At 41.6% G+C, this 15,158-nt stretch carries 13 protein-coding genes and 2 pseudogenes; 3 read left to right on the forward strand and 12 right to left on the reverse strand.

The genetic code is table 11. The annotated features are described in order from the left end of the window. Nucleotides 1-255 precede the first annotated feature (255 nt). The 9 genes from QM843_RS02600 to QM843_RS02640 all read right to left on the reverse strand — a co-directional run bounded on the left by QM843_RS02600 (nt 256) and on the right by QM843_RS02640 (nt 8,802). Nucleotides 256-1,140 carry an ROK family protein gene (locus QM843_RS02600; RefSeq protein WP_414304454.1) on the reverse strand — a complete coding sequence of 295 codons (885 nt, stop codon included), beginning with the start codon at nt 1,138-1,140 and terminating at the stop codon, nt 256-258. A gap of 17 nt (nt 1,141-1,157) precedes the next feature. Beyond that, on the reverse strand, nt 1,158-2,075 hold the full coding sequence (locus QM843_RS02605) for a dihydrodipicolinate synthase family protein (protein ID WP_414304455.1): 918 nt from the start codon (nt 2,073-2,075) through the stop codon (nt 1,158-1,160). Between the two features lie 172 nt (nt 2,076-2,247). Beyond that, complete coding sequence (locus QM843_RS02610) at nt 2,248-2,892, reverse strand: YesL family protein (protein ID WP_070480381.1); 645 nt, start codon at nt 2,890-2,892, stop codon at nt 2,248-2,250. 19 nt (nt 2,893-2,911) lie between these two features. Beyond that, nucleotides 2,912-3,364: a NanQ anomerase/TabA/YiaL family protein gene (locus tag QM843_RS02615; RefSeq protein WP_000575452.1), complete on the reverse strand. Its 453-nt coding sequence runs from the start codon at nt 3,362-3,364 to the stop codon at nt 2,912-2,914. A gap of 171 nt (nt 3,365-3,535) precedes the next feature. Next, on the reverse strand, nt 3,536-4,375 hold the full coding sequence (locus tag QM843_RS02620) for a carbohydrate ABC transporter permease (protein ID WP_001192117.1): 840 nt from the start codon (nt 4,373-4,375) through the stop codon (nt 3,536-3,538). A gap of 15 nt (nt 4,376-4,390) precedes the next feature. Continuing rightward, nucleotides 4,391-5,257, reverse strand: a complete 867-nt coding sequence (locus QM843_RS02625) for a carbohydrate ABC transporter permease (RefSeq protein WP_153193231.1) — start codon at nt 5,255-5,257, stop codon at nt 4,391-4,393. A gap of 221 nt (nt 5,258-5,478) precedes the next feature. Continuing rightward, complete coding sequence (locus tag QM843_RS02630) at nt 5,479-6,807, reverse strand: ABC transporter substrate-binding protein (RefSeq protein WP_414304456.1); 1,329 nt, start codon at nt 6,805-6,807, stop codon at nt 5,479-5,481. Nucleotides 6,808-6,921: 114 nt separating this feature from the next. Then, nucleotides 6,922-7,620 (reverse strand): N-acetylmannosamine-6-phosphate 2-epimerase, encoded by a 699-nt coding sequence (locus tag QM843_RS02635; RefSeq protein WP_414304457.1) that lies wholly within the window; start codon nt 7,618-7,620, stop codon nt 6,922-6,924. 201 nt (nt 7,621-7,821) lie between these two features. After that, nucleotides 7,822-8,802 (reverse strand): acetylxylan esterase, encoded by a 981-nt coding sequence (locus QM843_RS02640; protein WP_237447031.1) that lies wholly within the window; start codon nt 8,800-8,802, stop codon nt 7,822-7,824. 237 nt (nt 8,803-9,039) lie between these two features. Between QM843_RS02640 and QM843_RS02645 the strand changes: the two are divergent. From QM843_RS02645 to QM843_RS02655, 3 genes and pseudogenes are all read left to right on the forward strand, one after another. Then, nucleotides 9,040-9,591, forward strand: a pseudogene (locus QM843_RS02645) (GNAT family N-acetyltransferase). A 141-nt stretch (nt 9,592-9,732) separates the two neighbouring features. After that, nucleotides 9,733-10,662, forward strand: a complete 930-nt coding sequence (locus QM843_RS02650; RefSeq protein ID WP_247939515.1) for an Rpn family recombination-promoting nuclease/putative transposase — start codon at nt 9,733-9,735, stop codon at nt 10,660-10,662. Further along, a pseudogene (locus QM843_RS02655) lies at nt 10,655-11,107 on the forward strand (Rpn family recombination-promoting nuclease/putative transposase); the annotation flags it as partial. The gene QM843_RS02650 and the pseudogene QM843_RS02655, both read left to right, overlap by 8 nt. A gap of 558 nt (nt 11,108-11,665) precedes the next feature. Here QM843_RS02655 and recG read toward each other — a convergent pair. The 3 genes from recG to acpS are packed head-to-tail and all read right to left on the reverse strand — an operon-like array spanning nt 11,666 to nt 15,155. Further along, a complete protein-coding gene (recG, locus tag QM843_RS02660; protein ID WP_049502444.1) occupies nt 11,666-13,681 on the reverse strand; it encodes an ATP-dependent DNA helicase RecG in 2,016 nt (671 codons plus the stop codon). A gap of 18 nt (nt 13,682-13,699) precedes the next feature. Further along, nucleotides 13,700-14,803 (reverse strand): alanine racemase, encoded by a 1,104-nt coding sequence (gene alr, locus QM843_RS02665; protein WP_049502445.1) that lies wholly within the window; start codon nt 14,801-14,803, stop codon nt 13,700-13,702. After that, nucleotides 14,793-15,155, reverse strand: a complete 363-nt coding sequence (gene acpS / locus QM843_RS02670) for a holo-ACP synthase (protein ID WP_049502446.1) — start codon at nt 15,153-15,155, stop codon at nt 14,793-14,795. The genes alr and acpS overlap by 11 nt, the downstream gene beginning before the upstream one ends. Nucleotides 15,156-15,158 lie beyond the last annotated feature (3 nt).

A 15,158-nucleotide genomic window follows, 5' to 3' on the forward strand; every position in this document is an offset into this window, starting at 1 on the left:
AGAAATTCTAATTTGTAAAATTTTCGTCCATCTCATTATATCATTTTTCCACATTTTCTTTTTTACTCAAGCTAAATCTCAACTAAATTGATGATAGAATTGCTCTCGCTTTAACCTTTCATACAAGACAGTGATTTTCTCCTAATTTCTCACGATTACCTCCTTTCGCTAAAATTCTTCAATAAAAAAGAATTAAGCAAAACATTTTTCACTCAGGTAGTGATTAAGTATTCTGCTTAATTCTATAGCTCCAAACTAGGATTGTTTTGTTTTAAAATGATAATAGGCACCGAGCATCCCTGCCGTATTTTGGTGATGGGCAAATTCTAATCGTGTTTTTTCAGCTAGACTTGGTACCAAGGCATCTTTCAAAGCTTTTCGAATTTTAGGCTTGAGGATAGCCTCTTGCCCCATGATACCGCCACCGAGAATGACTACTTCTGGATTGACCACATAGCAAATATTTGCCAGACCTTTTCCTAGATAGTCTACCATGCGGTCAATACCAGCCATACAAATCTTGTTGCCTTCAGTGGCTTCCTTAAAGATGCGTCGGCCATTCCACTGATCAACATCTTCTCCATGTGCTTCAGCTACATATTTCACTAAAGCTGTTGTAGAAGCCAAATCTTGGAACGCTCCATCCTGCATATGCATATAACCGACTTCACAGGCTGAATTACTAAAACCATGGAAAACTTTCCCATCCATAATCAAGCAACCACCGATACCGGTTCCAATAGTCAAGCAAAGAGTGACACTCGCTCCCTTGCCTGAACCAGATACCGCCTCAGCCAGACCTGCACAGTTGACATCATTTTCAATCTCACAAGGAATCGCAAAACTCGTCTCAATTTCCTTCTTAAACTGAGTTCCTGCATAATTAGGGATTTGAGGGCCTGCATAGAAAATCTCACCCTTGTCTGGATCTACCATCCCAGCAGAAGAAATGGCAACACCTGCTACTGGGCCTTTTTCTAAATAGCTGGCTACAATATCTTTGGTCTTTTGTAAGATATGAGGTCCACCCTGATGCGCCTCTGTTGGCATTTCATGCGATTCAACAAGTTGGCCTTCTTGGTCAATCAAACCATATTTGATGTTGGTTCCACCGATATCAATTGCAACGTAGTGTGTCATAAATACCTCCTTATGAATTAGAGGAAGCGCTCCTTGGTTTCACGAATCAAGGCTGCAGCTGCTTCTACAACTGGACGATCGTCTTCAGTCACTGGTGTCAATGGTGAACGAACAGAACCAATATTCAAGCCTTCATTGATCTTCAAGACTTCCTTAATCACACCGTACATATTTCCATGTGCAGCAGTGAGTTTACCAATGATAGCGTTGATAGCATACTGCAATTCACGCGCTGTTTCCAAGTCTTTGTCAGCAATCAACTCATTAAGTTTCAAGAAGAGTTCTGGCATAGCACCATAAGTACCACCGATACCAGCTTTAGCTCCCATGAGACGACCACCTAAGAACTGTTCATCTGGACCGTTGAAGACGATATGGTCTTCGCCACCAAGGCTCACAAAGGTTTGGATATCTTGAACTGGCATAGAAGAGTTCTTAACACCGATAACACGTGGATTCTTCAACATTTCAGTGTAGAGACTTGGCGTCAAAGCAACACCAGCTAATTGAGGAATGTTATAAATCACGTAGTCTGTGTTTGGTGCTGCAGCACTAATGTCATTCCAGTATTTAGCAACTGAGTATTCTGGCAAGCGGAAATAAATCGGCGGAATCGTTGCAATAGCATCTACTCCTAAGCTTTCAGCATGACGAGCAAGTTCCATACTATCTTTGGTATTGTTGCAAGCAACGTGAGCAATGATGGTCAATTTACCTTTGGCAACTGCCATGACTTCTTCTAAGATTAATTTACGGTCTTCAACGCTTTGGTAGATACATTCACCAGAAGAACCATTGACGTAAAGACCTTGAACACCTTTATCAATGAAGTATTGCACCAAGGCACGCGTACGTTCTGAACTTACTTCTCCTTGATCATCATAACATGCGTAGAAGGCTGGAATGACACCTTCGTATTTTTTTAAATCTGACATAGATTTTCTCCTAAGATTTCTTTTTTTCTGCTAGAAACAGAATTTATTCTTTACGTGTTTAGTATACACCTTGTAAAAAACGCTTTCAACACCTTGTGTACACTTAGATTTTAGTTTCGATATGAATTTTGAAATGTTTATGGCTTGAAAGTAGTTTCAGAAACAAGCCATCCTATTGGTATTTTGCGAAAATTTTCTCCATCAATCCAGTCTGGAGAAAGACCAAGAGCCCAAACCCAAAAAGCAGGAAGGCTGAGCCACCTAAAAGTAAACTGAAGGCGGACAGATAAAGAACCATCACAATGATAAAGAGAATAGCTAACATGAGGAAGAACCAAGGAAAGTTAAAACTTGCCAAGATAAGTCCTTTTTGTAGCACTTCTTTCCAAGTCAAATCATAGCGCGCAGCTATGGGGTAGCTAGCCAACATCACGATAGTGAGGAAGATAAGAACACCTAGACAAATAGCTTTTACCATTTGGAAAGGCATAGCTGTCTGCCCCCAAAAAAGATAGAGGTCTAAAATACTTAATGAGACGATACCCAACTCAAGCAGACCTAACTGAAGACCTAGTTTCAGATTTTGCTTGAAAGCTCTTAGATAGATTTTAAAGACAGGCACACGTCTACTCTTCTTAATCTCAAACATAGTCTCGTAAAGGCTAATTTTAGCCACTCCAATCGTCACGATGGGCAAACAAGAGACAACAAAAAGAAGATTGGCTGTCACGATATCCAAGACCTTCTCACTAAAACGCATGAGAAAGTTATCTGTATCAAATGCTGCCTTGATAAGGCTTACTCCTTTTTGTGCCATGTCTACTCCTCCTGAGTTTTTAATCAATCAAAATTTTAAAGAGATATTTGCGAACCTTCTCTTCCATACCTGCATAGCCATTTGGCTGGTGTGGTTCTCCTGGGAAGAAAATCGCAAAATTGTGATAACCCAACAAGAGTGGGTAGTGTTCATGACAATGCACAAAGCCAATGTCACTTGCTTCGTCGAATGCTACTGCCTCGTCTTTGATACGTGAACCGTAACTCGAATATTCATGTCCTTCTACCAGCAAATGCAAATCTGCATAGTTCTGATGATGCTCAAATTGATCATTTTCAGCTTGATTGAGGACATTTTCCTGAACAACTAGAAAGACCTTGTCCCCATCAATCTCATACTTTCCTAATTCGAAAGAATCCTTACGGTGCTGATAGAGATAGTCGATAGCCTTGTCTAGATTGGGATGAATTCCTTTGTAAAAGGTGATGTTTTTCAAATCGTCAAAAATCATACTCTTTCCTTCGTTTCTGATAGTTAACTAAAATCATTCTTAAGTTGATAAGTGTCTAACAAAATCTCTAAGGTAAGCAAATACCCAACATTTTGTAGACACTTATAACATCTATATTTCCATAGCATGTCAAGACCACTTCCGCAATCTTGACACACCAGTTTACTTTTCTTAACCTTTGACCGCTCCCATGGTAATACCTTGAGTAAAGGATTTTTGGAAGACTAGGAAGACTGTTACGATTGGCACAGCAGCAAGAGCTGCACCTGCCATGATCAAACCATAGTTGGTTGCCATTTCAGCCTGCATAGTCGCAACACCGAGTGAAATGGTCAAATTATTACGTGAAGTCAGCATTACCAACTGCATGAAGTAGTCGTTCCATGTATTGATGAAGGTAAAGATTGCAAGGGCTGCAAATCCTGGTTTCACAATTGGGAAGGCTACGCTCCAGAAGGTACGAATCTCACCACAACCGTCGATTTTAGCTGATTCAAGCAACTCTGTAGGAATATTCTCACTGAACTGTTTCATGAGGAAGACCCCGAATGGCCATCCAATCAAAGGCAAGATAACTGCCCAGAGAGTATCGTGAATTCCCATGAAGTTGACGATACGTACCAATGGTACAAGGACAACTTGTTTTGGAAGTGCCATAGCAGCAATAAAGATTGCAAAGAGAATACGTTGCCCATAGAAACGTTTTTTAGCCAATACATAACCTGCTAGAGATGAGGTCGCACAGACTAAGAACATGGTTACCAATGAGATAAACACAGAGTTCCACATCCACTGCATAGCAGGGTTTTGCACCATGAGTTGTTGGAAGTTTTCCATGGTTGGCATTTTAGGGAACCATTGTGGTGGAATAACGATGGTATCAGGTTGTGATTTGAAGGCCCCTGTCAAAATCCAGTAGAATGGAAAGATGAACAGCACGGTCAACAAGAGCAAGATAATAGTTGAAATAACAGTGAAAGCTGTTATAGGTTTCTTTTGTGTAGATTGCATAGCTGTCTCCTTTCTTTAATATTCTACGTCATTTCCGAGCGCCTTAAATTGAACAAAGCTTACAATAGCAATCATGACTGCCAAGAAGACACCAATGGTATTAGCATACCCGTATTCGGTCAATTGGAAGGCTTTTTCGTAAAGGTAGTACATCAAGGTACTTGTTGAGTAGTTTGGCCCACCAGATGTTAATAGTTGAATCAAGGCGAAAACTTGAAATGAGTTAATTGTTGTGATGATTGCGATGTAGAGAGTTGTTGGAAGAAGGCTTGGCCATTTAATCTTCCAGAAAACTTGAAATTCAGTTGCACCGTCTACACGAGCCGCTTCAACCAGTGAATTGTCAATATTCCCCATAGCAGCTATGTAGAGGATGATTGGTTGACCAACTGAAGTTGTCAAGAGGATAATCATAATTGCCAGTAATGCCCAGTGTTTATCTCCCAACCAAGAAATATTCTGGCTGATGATATGGCTTGACTTAAGGACAAAGTTTAGAATCCCTGATAATGGGTCATAAATCCATTTCCAAACAACTGTTACGGCAACACTACCTGTTACAACAGGAAGGAAGAAGACGAAACGGTAGAAAGATCTGGCAATAGCATTTTGATGGTAGGTTTGCGACGCCACAAAGAGCGAAAAGAGAACAACAATCGGTACAGATCCAACAACCAAAATAACTGTGTTAATCAAAGACTTCATAAAGACAGGGTCTTTAAACATACGAATGTAGTTGTCCAAACCCACAAACTCAAATTTAGTCATTGAATAGTTAAAGAAACTTGTAATGAATCCCATAATCATAGGAACCAATACAAAGATGACAAAGAAGAATAATACTGGTGCTAAGAAAGCGTAGGAAATCACTGTTTCCCGCATACGAATTTTATTGACTTTCACAGTCGGCACCTCTCTTTCACAAATAGAATATTTTGGATTTTCTTGAACAGTTTTAAAATCAAAATGAAATTTTTTAAGATTCGCTTATGTAAGAACTTCATTTTAATTTCGTGACAGTTTCTGATATTTCAAATAAAATCCTCCCTTTTCTTACATAGATTATGCACAGGGAAAAGGGAGGAGTCAATCTGATTCAGTGCTTATTGTTTTGTAGCTTTTTTAATTGTTTCGTTAGCTTTTTCAGTGAAGGCTTTTAAAGCATCCGCTGGTTTTTGATCGCCATTTGAAACTGATTGCAACATTGGGAACCATAGAGTTCTCATTTCTGCAAAACCATCAATTGTATTGTAGTATGGTGAGTAGTATTTAGTCCAACCACTGATTGTTTCCATACGTTTATCTTCATAAAGTTTTCCAAATGAAGTACGAACTGGGAAGGCACCTGTACGAACAACGTCTTTTGGACCCCATTCTTTGTCATCCGCGATGAATTGAACGAATTTCTTAGATGCTGCAACTTTCTTGTCGTCTTTGTTGTTGAATACTGCAAATCCGTTTACAAGGTATTCAAGAGCTGGTTTACCTGAATCTGATGGGAATGGTACTTCTACCACTTCTACTTTACTTGCTTCCAAGAGTTTAGCTTGGATACCGTTTTGAGCTGGCGCCCAAAGGATTGTGTAAGATGTTTGACCGTTGGCAAAGTTTTGGATATCTGCTCCACCGTCAAATTGTGAACCGTTGTTCAACAAACCGTCTTTAATCCAGCCAGCTGCTTTTTCAAGACCTTTGACGAATTTAGGATCATCAGTTGTATATTTTGTTACATCTTTATCTGTTACAGAAGCACCGTAAAGGTTTGAGATGAAGGCACGTGTTCCTTGGTCTCCCCCTTGACCAGAACTAAACAATGAACCTGGTGTGTAGCCTTTATCTTTAAGCGCTTTCAAAACTTTTTCAAAATCATCAGTTGTCCAACCTTCTTTTACAAGGTTTGCAACTCCAGCTTCTTCCAACATTTTCTTATTCATAGCCATGTAGAATGGTGCTGAACTAATTGGATACATGTAAGCTTTGTCTCCAGCTTTACTTGCTTGTACGATATTTTCGTTGTTAACATCTTTGACGAATTCGTCTGTGAAGAGGTCGTTCAACTCAGCCAATTTACCGTTTTTACCGTATTGGATGATACGTCCTGGTGCGTCAAACAGTACATCTGGAGCTGTTCCTGCTTCGATAGCTGTTGTGATTTTTTCAGGACCTGACTTGAAGTCGATGGTTTCCAATTTCACTTTTACATCTGGATTTGCTTTTTCAAACGCTTCGATGATTGATTTTTCATATGTTCCAACACCGTCACCAGTTTTTTCTTGAGTGAAGACTGGGAATGCCCACCAAGTGATTTCTGTTTTTCCGCTATCGCTACCAGATTTTCCAGCATCTTTACTTCCGCCAGAATTACCACATGCAGCAAGGCCAAGAACCGCAGCACCCGCAAGTACTGTACAAGCTAGTTTTCTAAATTTCATTTGTATTCTCCTAATTGATAAGCGTATCCATATTGGATAATGAGTAAGATTGAACTTGTATACGTTTTCATTTTATCCGACGCATCCACCACTCTCCTCTTTTTTGAGATTGTGTTATTTAAGACCAGCAACGAAGCGTTCTGTAATCTCTTTTGGTCTAGTAATAGCGCCACCAACAACGATGCCTCGCACTCCATATCCAAGGATTTGTTTGGCTTGTTCTGGTGTATGGATTTTTCCTTCTGCAATGACATCTACACCGGCATCACAGAGTTTTTTGATTAATTCAAAATCGGGACCATCCACTTTTGGACTGTAAGATGTGTATCCTGATAAAGTTGTTCCGACAAAGTCAATTCCTGCTTCAACAGCTACCAATCCTTCTTCGAAAGTACTTGTATCAGCCATCAAGAGCTGGTTAGGATATTTCTCCTTAACCTGACGAATGAACTCTTGAATCTCCAAACCATCATAGCGTTCACGCTTGGTACAATCCAGAGCAATTACCTCTATATCAAGTTCTGCCAATTCATCAACTTCTTTCATAGTAGCAGTGATGAAGGGTTCTTGTGGTGGATAATCTCGTTTAATTATCCCAATGATTGGAAGTTTTGTGACCTCCTTGATTTCCTTGATATCACGAACACTGTTTGCTCGGATACCGACTGCTCCACCTTGCTCAGCCGCTTTGACCAGCAAGGGAATGACTCCTCCCGCTTCTGTATAGAGCGGTTCGTGAGGAAGGGCCTGACAAGAAACGATGATTCCATCTTTGATTTGTGCAATCAAGGCTTCTTTAGTAATCTGTGGCATCCTCTTTCCTCCTTTTCTTTGTTCTTATGGGTTCATTATATATCATTTATTAAGCGCTTTCAATACTTTGTGATAGAATAGATTTCAGTTTCAAAAGTATTTTATAGAACAGCTGTTTCTGAAAGTAGTTTCAGAGAGTCATCTATTTTAAATCATTTTTATTAAACTACAAAAAAGAGAGCTACTGGGCTCTCTCATTTATCATTTTACATACTTAAAAGGAATCTCACTACCACACAGCCAGTTGTAGACTTGGTCATTGACAAAGACATTCATGGCTTCGTGGGCATACTCAGGCATGATGCGATAGGCCTTGTCGCAAGTCAGGCGGTTGTAAATCGCAAACTGGGTAATAGGGTAGCAAACATCATCGTCCAAGCCCGTAATCATCTTAACCTCACCCTTGATACGATGGGCAAGATTTTTCACATCGATATAAGCAAGGGTCGCCATGATCTCCTCCTCAGTTTCATGGAAGGGGTCGTGAAACTTGAAATAACGGAAAAGTTCGTCGTAAGCCTCGCTAGTATTCCCAATCTCAAGCACTCGTCTGAAGTCTGACAAGAAAGGATAGATGGCAACAGTTTTCTCAATTCGAGGATTGAGCGCCGCCGCAACCAAGGCTAGAGCCCCTCCTTGTGAGGCACCATAGCTAGAAAGGCGCTTCTCATCTACCTGAGGCAGACTAGCAACAATTTCGATCAACTGGTAAATGTCCAGATAAACATCCTTATAAAAGAGGTGCTCCCGACCTTCTACAGCACCACGGATGATATGCCCCTTGACCGTATTTCCTAGAGGAGAACGCAAACCGTCCTGTGAATAACCCGACTGCCCCCGCACATCCATGGAAACAACACCGTAACCAGCCACGGTGAAGGCCAGCATGTCGGCCCAGTCCCAGCCACGTCCCATATAACCATGGAAATGGAAGATTAGTGGAACCTTCTCCTCACTCTTTGGAAGAACGACGCGTGCATAAACCTTGCCTTCATTGGTTCCTTCAAACGTTAACTCATAGCAACTAACTTGAGGAATGTGGAAATTTCTTTCCTCCAACTGGTAGGCTGGAAGAGTTGAAACTTTTTTCACTTCCTCATCCCAGAAAGCATCAAAGTCTTCTGGGACCTCATCCCGTCCTCTATAAGTCTTGATTTCTTCTAATAAAGCTGGATTTTTCATAGCATGCTCCTTTTTTGTAACCGCTACCACCACTGTAGCATATCTAAGAAAGCAATGCAAGAAAGAAGAATAAATAGAAAGAGATTTTAGATTCTTTATTTGTGTGATGATGGGCTGAAAGTAGTTTTAGAAATTAATGTGAATGCCCCAGTTGATTTGTCTACAGCTTATCTCGATATACTATAGTTTCAATGGAGATTGAATAGAGAATCACACACCAGAAAGCGAGGTAACATCATAAAAGCAATAGGTGCGCAAATATTACAGACAAACCGTTTAATCTTGAGAAGATTTGTGGAGAGTGATGCGGAAGCCATGTTTCAAAATTGGGCTTCGTCTGCTGAGAATCTGACCTATGTTACTTGGAATCCCCATCCTGATGTTGAGGTCACTCGAAACTCAATTCGTAATTGGGTTGCTTCCTATGCCAATCCCAACTATTACAAATGAGTCATTTACCTCAAAGAAAACCCAGAGCAAGTGATAAGAGATATCAGCATCGTTGAGATGAATGAGGATGATTCCAGTTGTGAAATTGGCTATGTTTTAGGAAAAAACTATTGGAGTCGTGGTCTTATGACAGAGGCCTTAAAAGCTATCTTAGACTTCTGTTTTACTCAAGCAGGTTTTCAAAAAGTCAAAGCACGATATGCCAGTCTCAACCCAGCTTCAGGTCATGTTATGGATAAGACTGGAATGTCCTATCTAAAGACTGTTGCAAATGTGGTAGAGAGAAAAGGCTATATTGCGAACCTTATTTATTATCAGATAAGCGGAGAAGACAGATAATCTTAAAATTTATTGCTTAGCCGCTGTTCTTATTTTTTATTTTCTATTTCATTTATCCTTTCTTTTCCGAATAAATAGATAGTAGCAGTGAATCTAGTGATTTTAGATTTAAAACTGTGGTATAATAAAAGGAGGAAAAGGATGATTCTAAGACATCCGGGCATTAGCCCAACCAATGACTTAGTAGCTAAGAAGATTTTTAGCAACCCAGAGATTACTTGTCAATTTATTCGTGATATGCTGGACTTGCCAGCAAAAAATGTGACGATTTTGGAGGGAAGCAATATTCACGTATTACCCTCCATGCCTTATTCAGCGCAGGATTTCTATACCAGTATAGATGTTTTGGCGGAGTTGGACAATGGGACGCAAGTAATTATTGAGATTCAGGTGCATCATCAGAATTTTTTCATCAATCGCCTGTGGGCTTATCTATGCAGTCAGGTTAATCAAAACCTCGAAAAAATTCGCCAACGTGAAGGTGACACTCACCAGAGTTACAAACATATTGCCCCAGTATACGCTATCGCAATCGTGGATAGTAATTACTTCTCGGATGATTTGGCTTTTCACAGTTTTAGTATGCGCGAAGACATGACAGGTGAGGTCTTAACTATCACAAACAATGGACAAGAAAACCATCTAGTTAAGATGGCGTTCTTGGAATTAAAAAAATACAAAGAAACCAGCAAAGACGAGGTTCGCAAGCCGTGGTTGGAGTTTTTCGGTAATAAACCCTTTACCCAGGAACCCGAGCGAGCCATCAGCCAGGCAGACCAACTGCTAGACTACAAGAGCTGGTCCGAGGAGGACAGGAAAATGTTTAGTCAACTACGTATGCGTGAAGAACAGGCATTATTGGCTCATGATTATGCCTTGGAAACTGCTAGGGCAGAAGGGATTGAACAGGGATTGGAACGTGGTCTTGAGCGTGGGAAAGTTGAAGGAAGGGAAGAAGGGAAACTTTTTGCATTTCTGGATATGGTACGCCAACATGTTTTAACTTCCGAATTTGCAAGTGATCAATTGGGTATGACTGTCGCTGAGTTTGAGGCGTTATTGAAAGATTAAGACTATCACAAACAACGGACAAGAACACCATCTAGTCAAGATGGCATTCTTGGAACTCAAAAAATACAGAGAAACCAGCAAAGACGAGGTTCGCAAACCGTGGTTGGAGTTTTTTGGGAATAAACCCTTTACCCAACAACCCGAGCGAGCCATCAGCCAGGCAGACCAACTGCTAGACTACAAGAGCTGGTCCGAGGAGGACAGGAAAATGTTTAGTCAACTACGTATGCGTGAAGAACAGGCATTATTGGCTCATGATTATGCCTTGGAAACTGCTAGGGCAGAAGGGATTGAACAGGGACTGGAGCGTGGAAAAGTTGAAGGAAGTTTGTCTATGCTACTAAATCTAGTCCGTCAAGGTCTTTTGCCTTCTGAAGTTGCCAGTCAACAGTTGGGTATGACTGTCTCTGAGTTTGAAGAACTATTGAAAGAGCATCATAAATAAGAACTAAAAAATATAGAGAAACCAGTAAGGACAGGATTCGCAAGCCGTGGTTGGAGTTTTTGTAAATCATTAAATCAATGACAGATTTTTCCGTAATAGATGGAAGAATCTGTTTTTTAGTTATGCTAGATGTGGGTTCTGAAATAGTAAGATATGGTGTATTGAAATAAGATAAGAACAAAGAAATTAGGAAAGTCAAATTATAGTTAAATGAAATAAAAACTGAACAAATTAATTGCGGAATTCAAACTAATTTCTAACAATGTTTTAGAAAACTCGGTGGACTATTTCGGATTCAATCTACTATAATTTCTAGAATTTTTTTAGAATCCGCAGTGTGCTATTTTAGATTCAATAAATTGTGCTTTTAGAAACGAAAAAAGAGCATTTCGCTCTTTTTTCTCCTATCCAGTCTTAGCTTTTTACTTCTTTCTTTTGGAAAGTGGTTTGGTAATTTACTTTAATCGTTACGTTCATGTGAGAGTCCTCGTTTCTTTTTGATGACTCTAGTATAAGGGGCAAACCTGAAAGCTAGCTTAAGATTTTCTTAGAGAAAGCTTAATCCAGATGTTCTCTTTTTTCTAGATGGAGGGCAATCATACGCCATTCTGGATCCTCTTGCCACCCATCAATAGAACTGATATAGCTGGCCACCTTTCTAGCTTCTTCTAAAATCGGAAAATCTTCGATAATATCAGCCACTTGAAACTCTGGAAGCCCTGACTGTCTGGTTCCAAAAATTTCACCTGAACCACGCATTTTCAAATCTTCCTCCGCAAGAACAAAACCATTGGTGGTTTCTGTCATGATGCGCATGCGGTCTTTCCCAGAATCCGTCTTGGGATTGGCAATGAGAACAGCATAGGACTGCTTGTCCCCCCGACCAACACGACCTCTGAGCTGATGGAGTTGACTGAGACCAAAACGGTCGGCATCCATGATAATCATAACGGTCGCATTGGGAACATTGACCCCGACCTCGATAACCGTTGTCGAAACCAGAATATCCGTTTTTCGCTCTTTGAACTCCTGCATGATCTGGTCTTTTTCGTCACTCTTCATCTTACCATGTAGAAGAGCCACTTCTGCCTTACCTGCAAAATGAGCTGTCAGCTCCTCTGATAAGGCAATGGCATTTTTCAAATCCAGAGCTTCTGATTCTTCAATCAAGGGAGAGATGACGTAGGCTTGAGAACCTTTTTGGATTTCCCCCTCTAACCAGGTCAAAACCTGAGGTAGTTGCTCATGTTTGATCCAGCGCGTCACAATGGGTTTTCGTCCTGCTGGCATCTGGTCGATAATGGAAACATCCATATCTCCAAAGGCTGTGATTGCAAGCGTCCGTGGAATGGGAGTCGCCGTCATCATGAGGACGTCTGGATTGTCCCCTTTTTCCCGTAAAATACGCCTTTGTCCCACACCAAAACGGTGCTGCTCATCGATTATAATCAAGCCAAGACGAGCATAATCCACCCCATCCTGAATCAGAGCGTGGGTTCCAATAATCAAATCAGCCTCACCCTTGGCAATGGTCTCCAAGACTTCTCTCTTTTCTGCAACTTTCAAGGAACCTGTCAAGAGAGCCAGCTTCAAGTCTGGAAAGAGGTTCTGTAAACTCTCAAAATGTTGCTCTGCAAGGATTTCTGTTGGCACCATGAGAGCAGCCTGGTAGCCAGCTGTCACTGCTGCAAACATGGCCAAGCCAGCGACCACCGTTTTTCCGCTCCCCACATCCCCTTGTAGGAGACGATTCATATGGTGATCCGACTTCATATCGGTTAAAATTTCCTGCAAACTCTTTTCCTGAGCTTGGGTCAAGACAAAAGGTAGATTTTCTTTAACAGCTGTTACTTTTTCCTGAGACCAATTCAGAACCTGACCGCTTCCCTGAACTCTATTTTCAGACTTGAGCGTCTGCAATTGCATCTGGAAATAAAAGAGTTCCTCAAACTTGATACGGCGAAGGGCCTGCTTGTATTCTGCCAAATCCTTAGGGAAATGCATGGCTCTGACTGCCTGACAACGGGACATGAGTTTGTATTTGTCCAGCAAAGACTGAGGAAGATTTTCCTCAATCAAGAGGTCCAGCCCCTGATCAAAGGCTGTCTTGATAACCTTGACCAGACTGGCCTGACTGATTCCCTGAGCCAGACGATAGACAGGTTGGAGGTCATCTTCCACCTGAGCCAAAACCTTCATCCCTGTCAGACTAGCCTTGGCGCGATCCCATTTTCCAAAGACAGCAAGGGTTGCTCCCAACTCTATCTTATCTGCTAGATAGGGCTGGTTAAAGAAATTCACTGCAAAAATGACTTCTCCCTGTTTGAGACTAAAACGCAGACGATTGCGCTTGAAACCATAATACTGGACACTGGCAGGAGTCACTACTTGTCCAGACAGAACTGCCTTTTCTCCGTCTTCCAGCTCCAGCACCTGCTTGGTTTTGAAGTCTTCATAACGGAAAGGAAAGTAGAGCAAGAGGTCTTGCAAATTTTCAATTCCTAGTTTGGCGTATTTTTCTGCTGACTTTGGTCCCACACCAGGTAAGACATGCAAGGGTTGGTGTAGATTCATGCTCCACTCCTTTCTTTTCTAATAATATTCTCTCGGAATGCGGTCGCTAAGGAGACAAACTACCTCGTAGTTAATGGTTCCACGGTAGGCCGCTACCTGAGTTGCTGTGATTTCCTTGCCCCCGTTAGAACCAATCAAAGTTACCTTGGTTCCGAGTGGGTAAAGCTTAGGCAGACGAATGGTGATTTGGTCCATAGAAACCCTGCCGACAATTGGGCAAGCTTGACCATCTACCAAGACAGAGAAATTTTGCATGTCTCGTGTCCAACCATCCGCATAGCCGATTGGCACGGTCGCAATGACTTGCTCGCTATCCGCCTGATAGGTCGCTCCGTAGCCCATGCAAGCTCCAGCTGAAACTGTCTTGACATGAACCAGAGCAGACTCCAAGGTCAAGGCTGGAATCAAGTCATAGGGTAAATCCAAGACCTCTCCGCTAGGATTAAGACCATACATGGCATCTCCCATACGAACTGCATTGAAAATAGTCTCTGCATGCCAAAGAGTCGTTGCAGAATTGCTGGCATGAACCAAGTCTGGAAGACCTTTCATACTTTCCAAAATAGTTTTAAACCGTTCTAACTGGGCATTAAAGTAGTCATCTGATTCCTCGTCTGCAGTAGCAAAGTGGGTAAAAATTCCTTCAACACGAGCACCGTGTTGTTGGAGCAAAACTTGAGCCTGCTCAGCCTCACCGGCCTCTCGAAAACCAATCCGTCCCATGCCTGAATCAATCTTGAGGTGGACTGTCAATCCAGTTAGGTCCGCTTCCTTATCTAAGAGTGCTTGGATCCACTCCAGTCCGGCCACAGTCAAGGTGATGTCGTATTCTTTAGCAAGAGCAACAGCTTCGATTTCAGAAACTCCTAAAATGAGGATTCGCTTGCTGAGTCCAGCTTGTCTAAGTTCAATGGCTTCATCAATATTGGAAACGCAAAAGCCATCAACATCATCTTGAATAGCCGTGGCAACAGCAATAGCCCCATGCCCATAGGCATTGGCCTTGACTACTGCAAATTTGAGCGTTCCTTGAGGGATATGAGCCCCCATTTGCTGAATATTTTGTCGAATAGCTCCCAGATGAATCAGAGCCTTGGTTGGTCTATGTGGACTAGCTTTCATGATTTTCCTCCAAAATGACACTGGCTGTCACGAACTGATCTGTGTGGCTGATAGACAGCCAAATCTTTCCTAAAAATGGTGCCTGACTAAAATAAGGCGCCCCGCGTTCATTATTCAAGACTTCCAAATCCTGAAAACCGAGCTTGCCAATACCAGTTCCCATGGCCTTGGAAAAGGCCTCCTTAGCCGACCAACGACCAGCTAAATATTCGATTTGTCTGCGCCCTTTAAGACTGTTAAACCGTTCCATTTCCTTAGCGGTCAGCACGCGCTTGGCAAAGCCTTCATGTCGTGTAATTGCGCTTTTTATCGAAGCTAATTCTTCGATGTCAATTCCGTGTCCAACTATCATTCT

The organism is Streptococcus mitis (assembly GCF_047463435.1).
GTDB lineage: Bacteria > Bacillota > Bacilli > Lactobacillales > Streptococcaceae > Streptococcus > Streptococcus mitis_DS.

Excerpts from the sequence above, each read along its gene's own strand:
- QM843_RS02600 (WP_414304454.1), bottom strand. The coding sequence starts at position 1,140 with ATGACACACTACGTTGCAATTGATATCGGTGGAACCAACATCAAATAT.
- QM843_RS02605 (WP_414304455.1), bottom strand. The coding sequence starts at position 2,075 with ATGTCAGATTTAAAAAAATACGAAGGTGTCATTCCAGCCTTCTACGCA.
- QM843_RS02610 (WP_070480381.1), bottom strand. The coding sequence starts at position 2,892 with ATGGCACAAAAAGGAGTAAGCCTTATCAAGGCAGCATTTGATACAGAT.
- QM843_RS02615 (WP_000575452.1), bottom strand. The coding sequence starts at position 3,364 with ATGATTTTTGACGATTTGAAAAACATCACCTTTTACAAAGGAATTCAT.
- QM843_RS02620 (WP_001192117.1), bottom strand. The coding sequence starts at position 4,375 with ATGCAATCTACACAAAAGAAACCTATAACAGCTTTCACTGTTATTTCA.
- QM843_RS02625 (WP_153193231.1), bottom strand. The coding sequence starts at position 5,257 with ATGCGGGAAACAGTGATTTCCTACGCTTTCTTAGCACCAGTATTATTC.
- QM843_RS02630 (WP_414304456.1), bottom strand. The coding sequence starts at position 6,807 with ATGAAATTTAGAAAACTAGCTTGTACAGTACTTGCGGGTGCTGCGGTT.
- QM843_RS02635 (WP_414304457.1), bottom strand. The coding sequence starts at position 7,620 with ATGCCACAGATTACTAAAGAAGCCTTGATTGCACAAATCAAAGATGGA.
- QM843_RS02640 (WP_237447031.1), bottom strand. The coding sequence starts at position 8,802 with ATGAAAAATCCAGCTTTATTAGAAGAAATCAAGACTTATAGAGGACGG.
- QM843_RS02650 (WP_247939515.1), top strand. The coding sequence starts at position 9,733 with ATGATTCTAAGACATCCGGGCATTAGCCCAACCAATGACTTAGTAGCT.
- recG (WP_049502444.1), bottom strand. The coding sequence starts at position 13,681 with ATGAATCTACACCAACCCTTGCATGTCTTACCTGGTGTGGGACCAAAG.
- alr (WP_049502445.1), bottom strand. The coding sequence starts at position 14,803 with ATGAAAGCTAGTCCACATAGACCAACCAAGGCTCTGATTCATCTGGGA.
- acpS (WP_049502446.1), bottom strand. The coding sequence starts at position 15,155 with ATGATAGTTGGACACGGAATTGACATCGAAGAATTAGCTTCGATAAAA.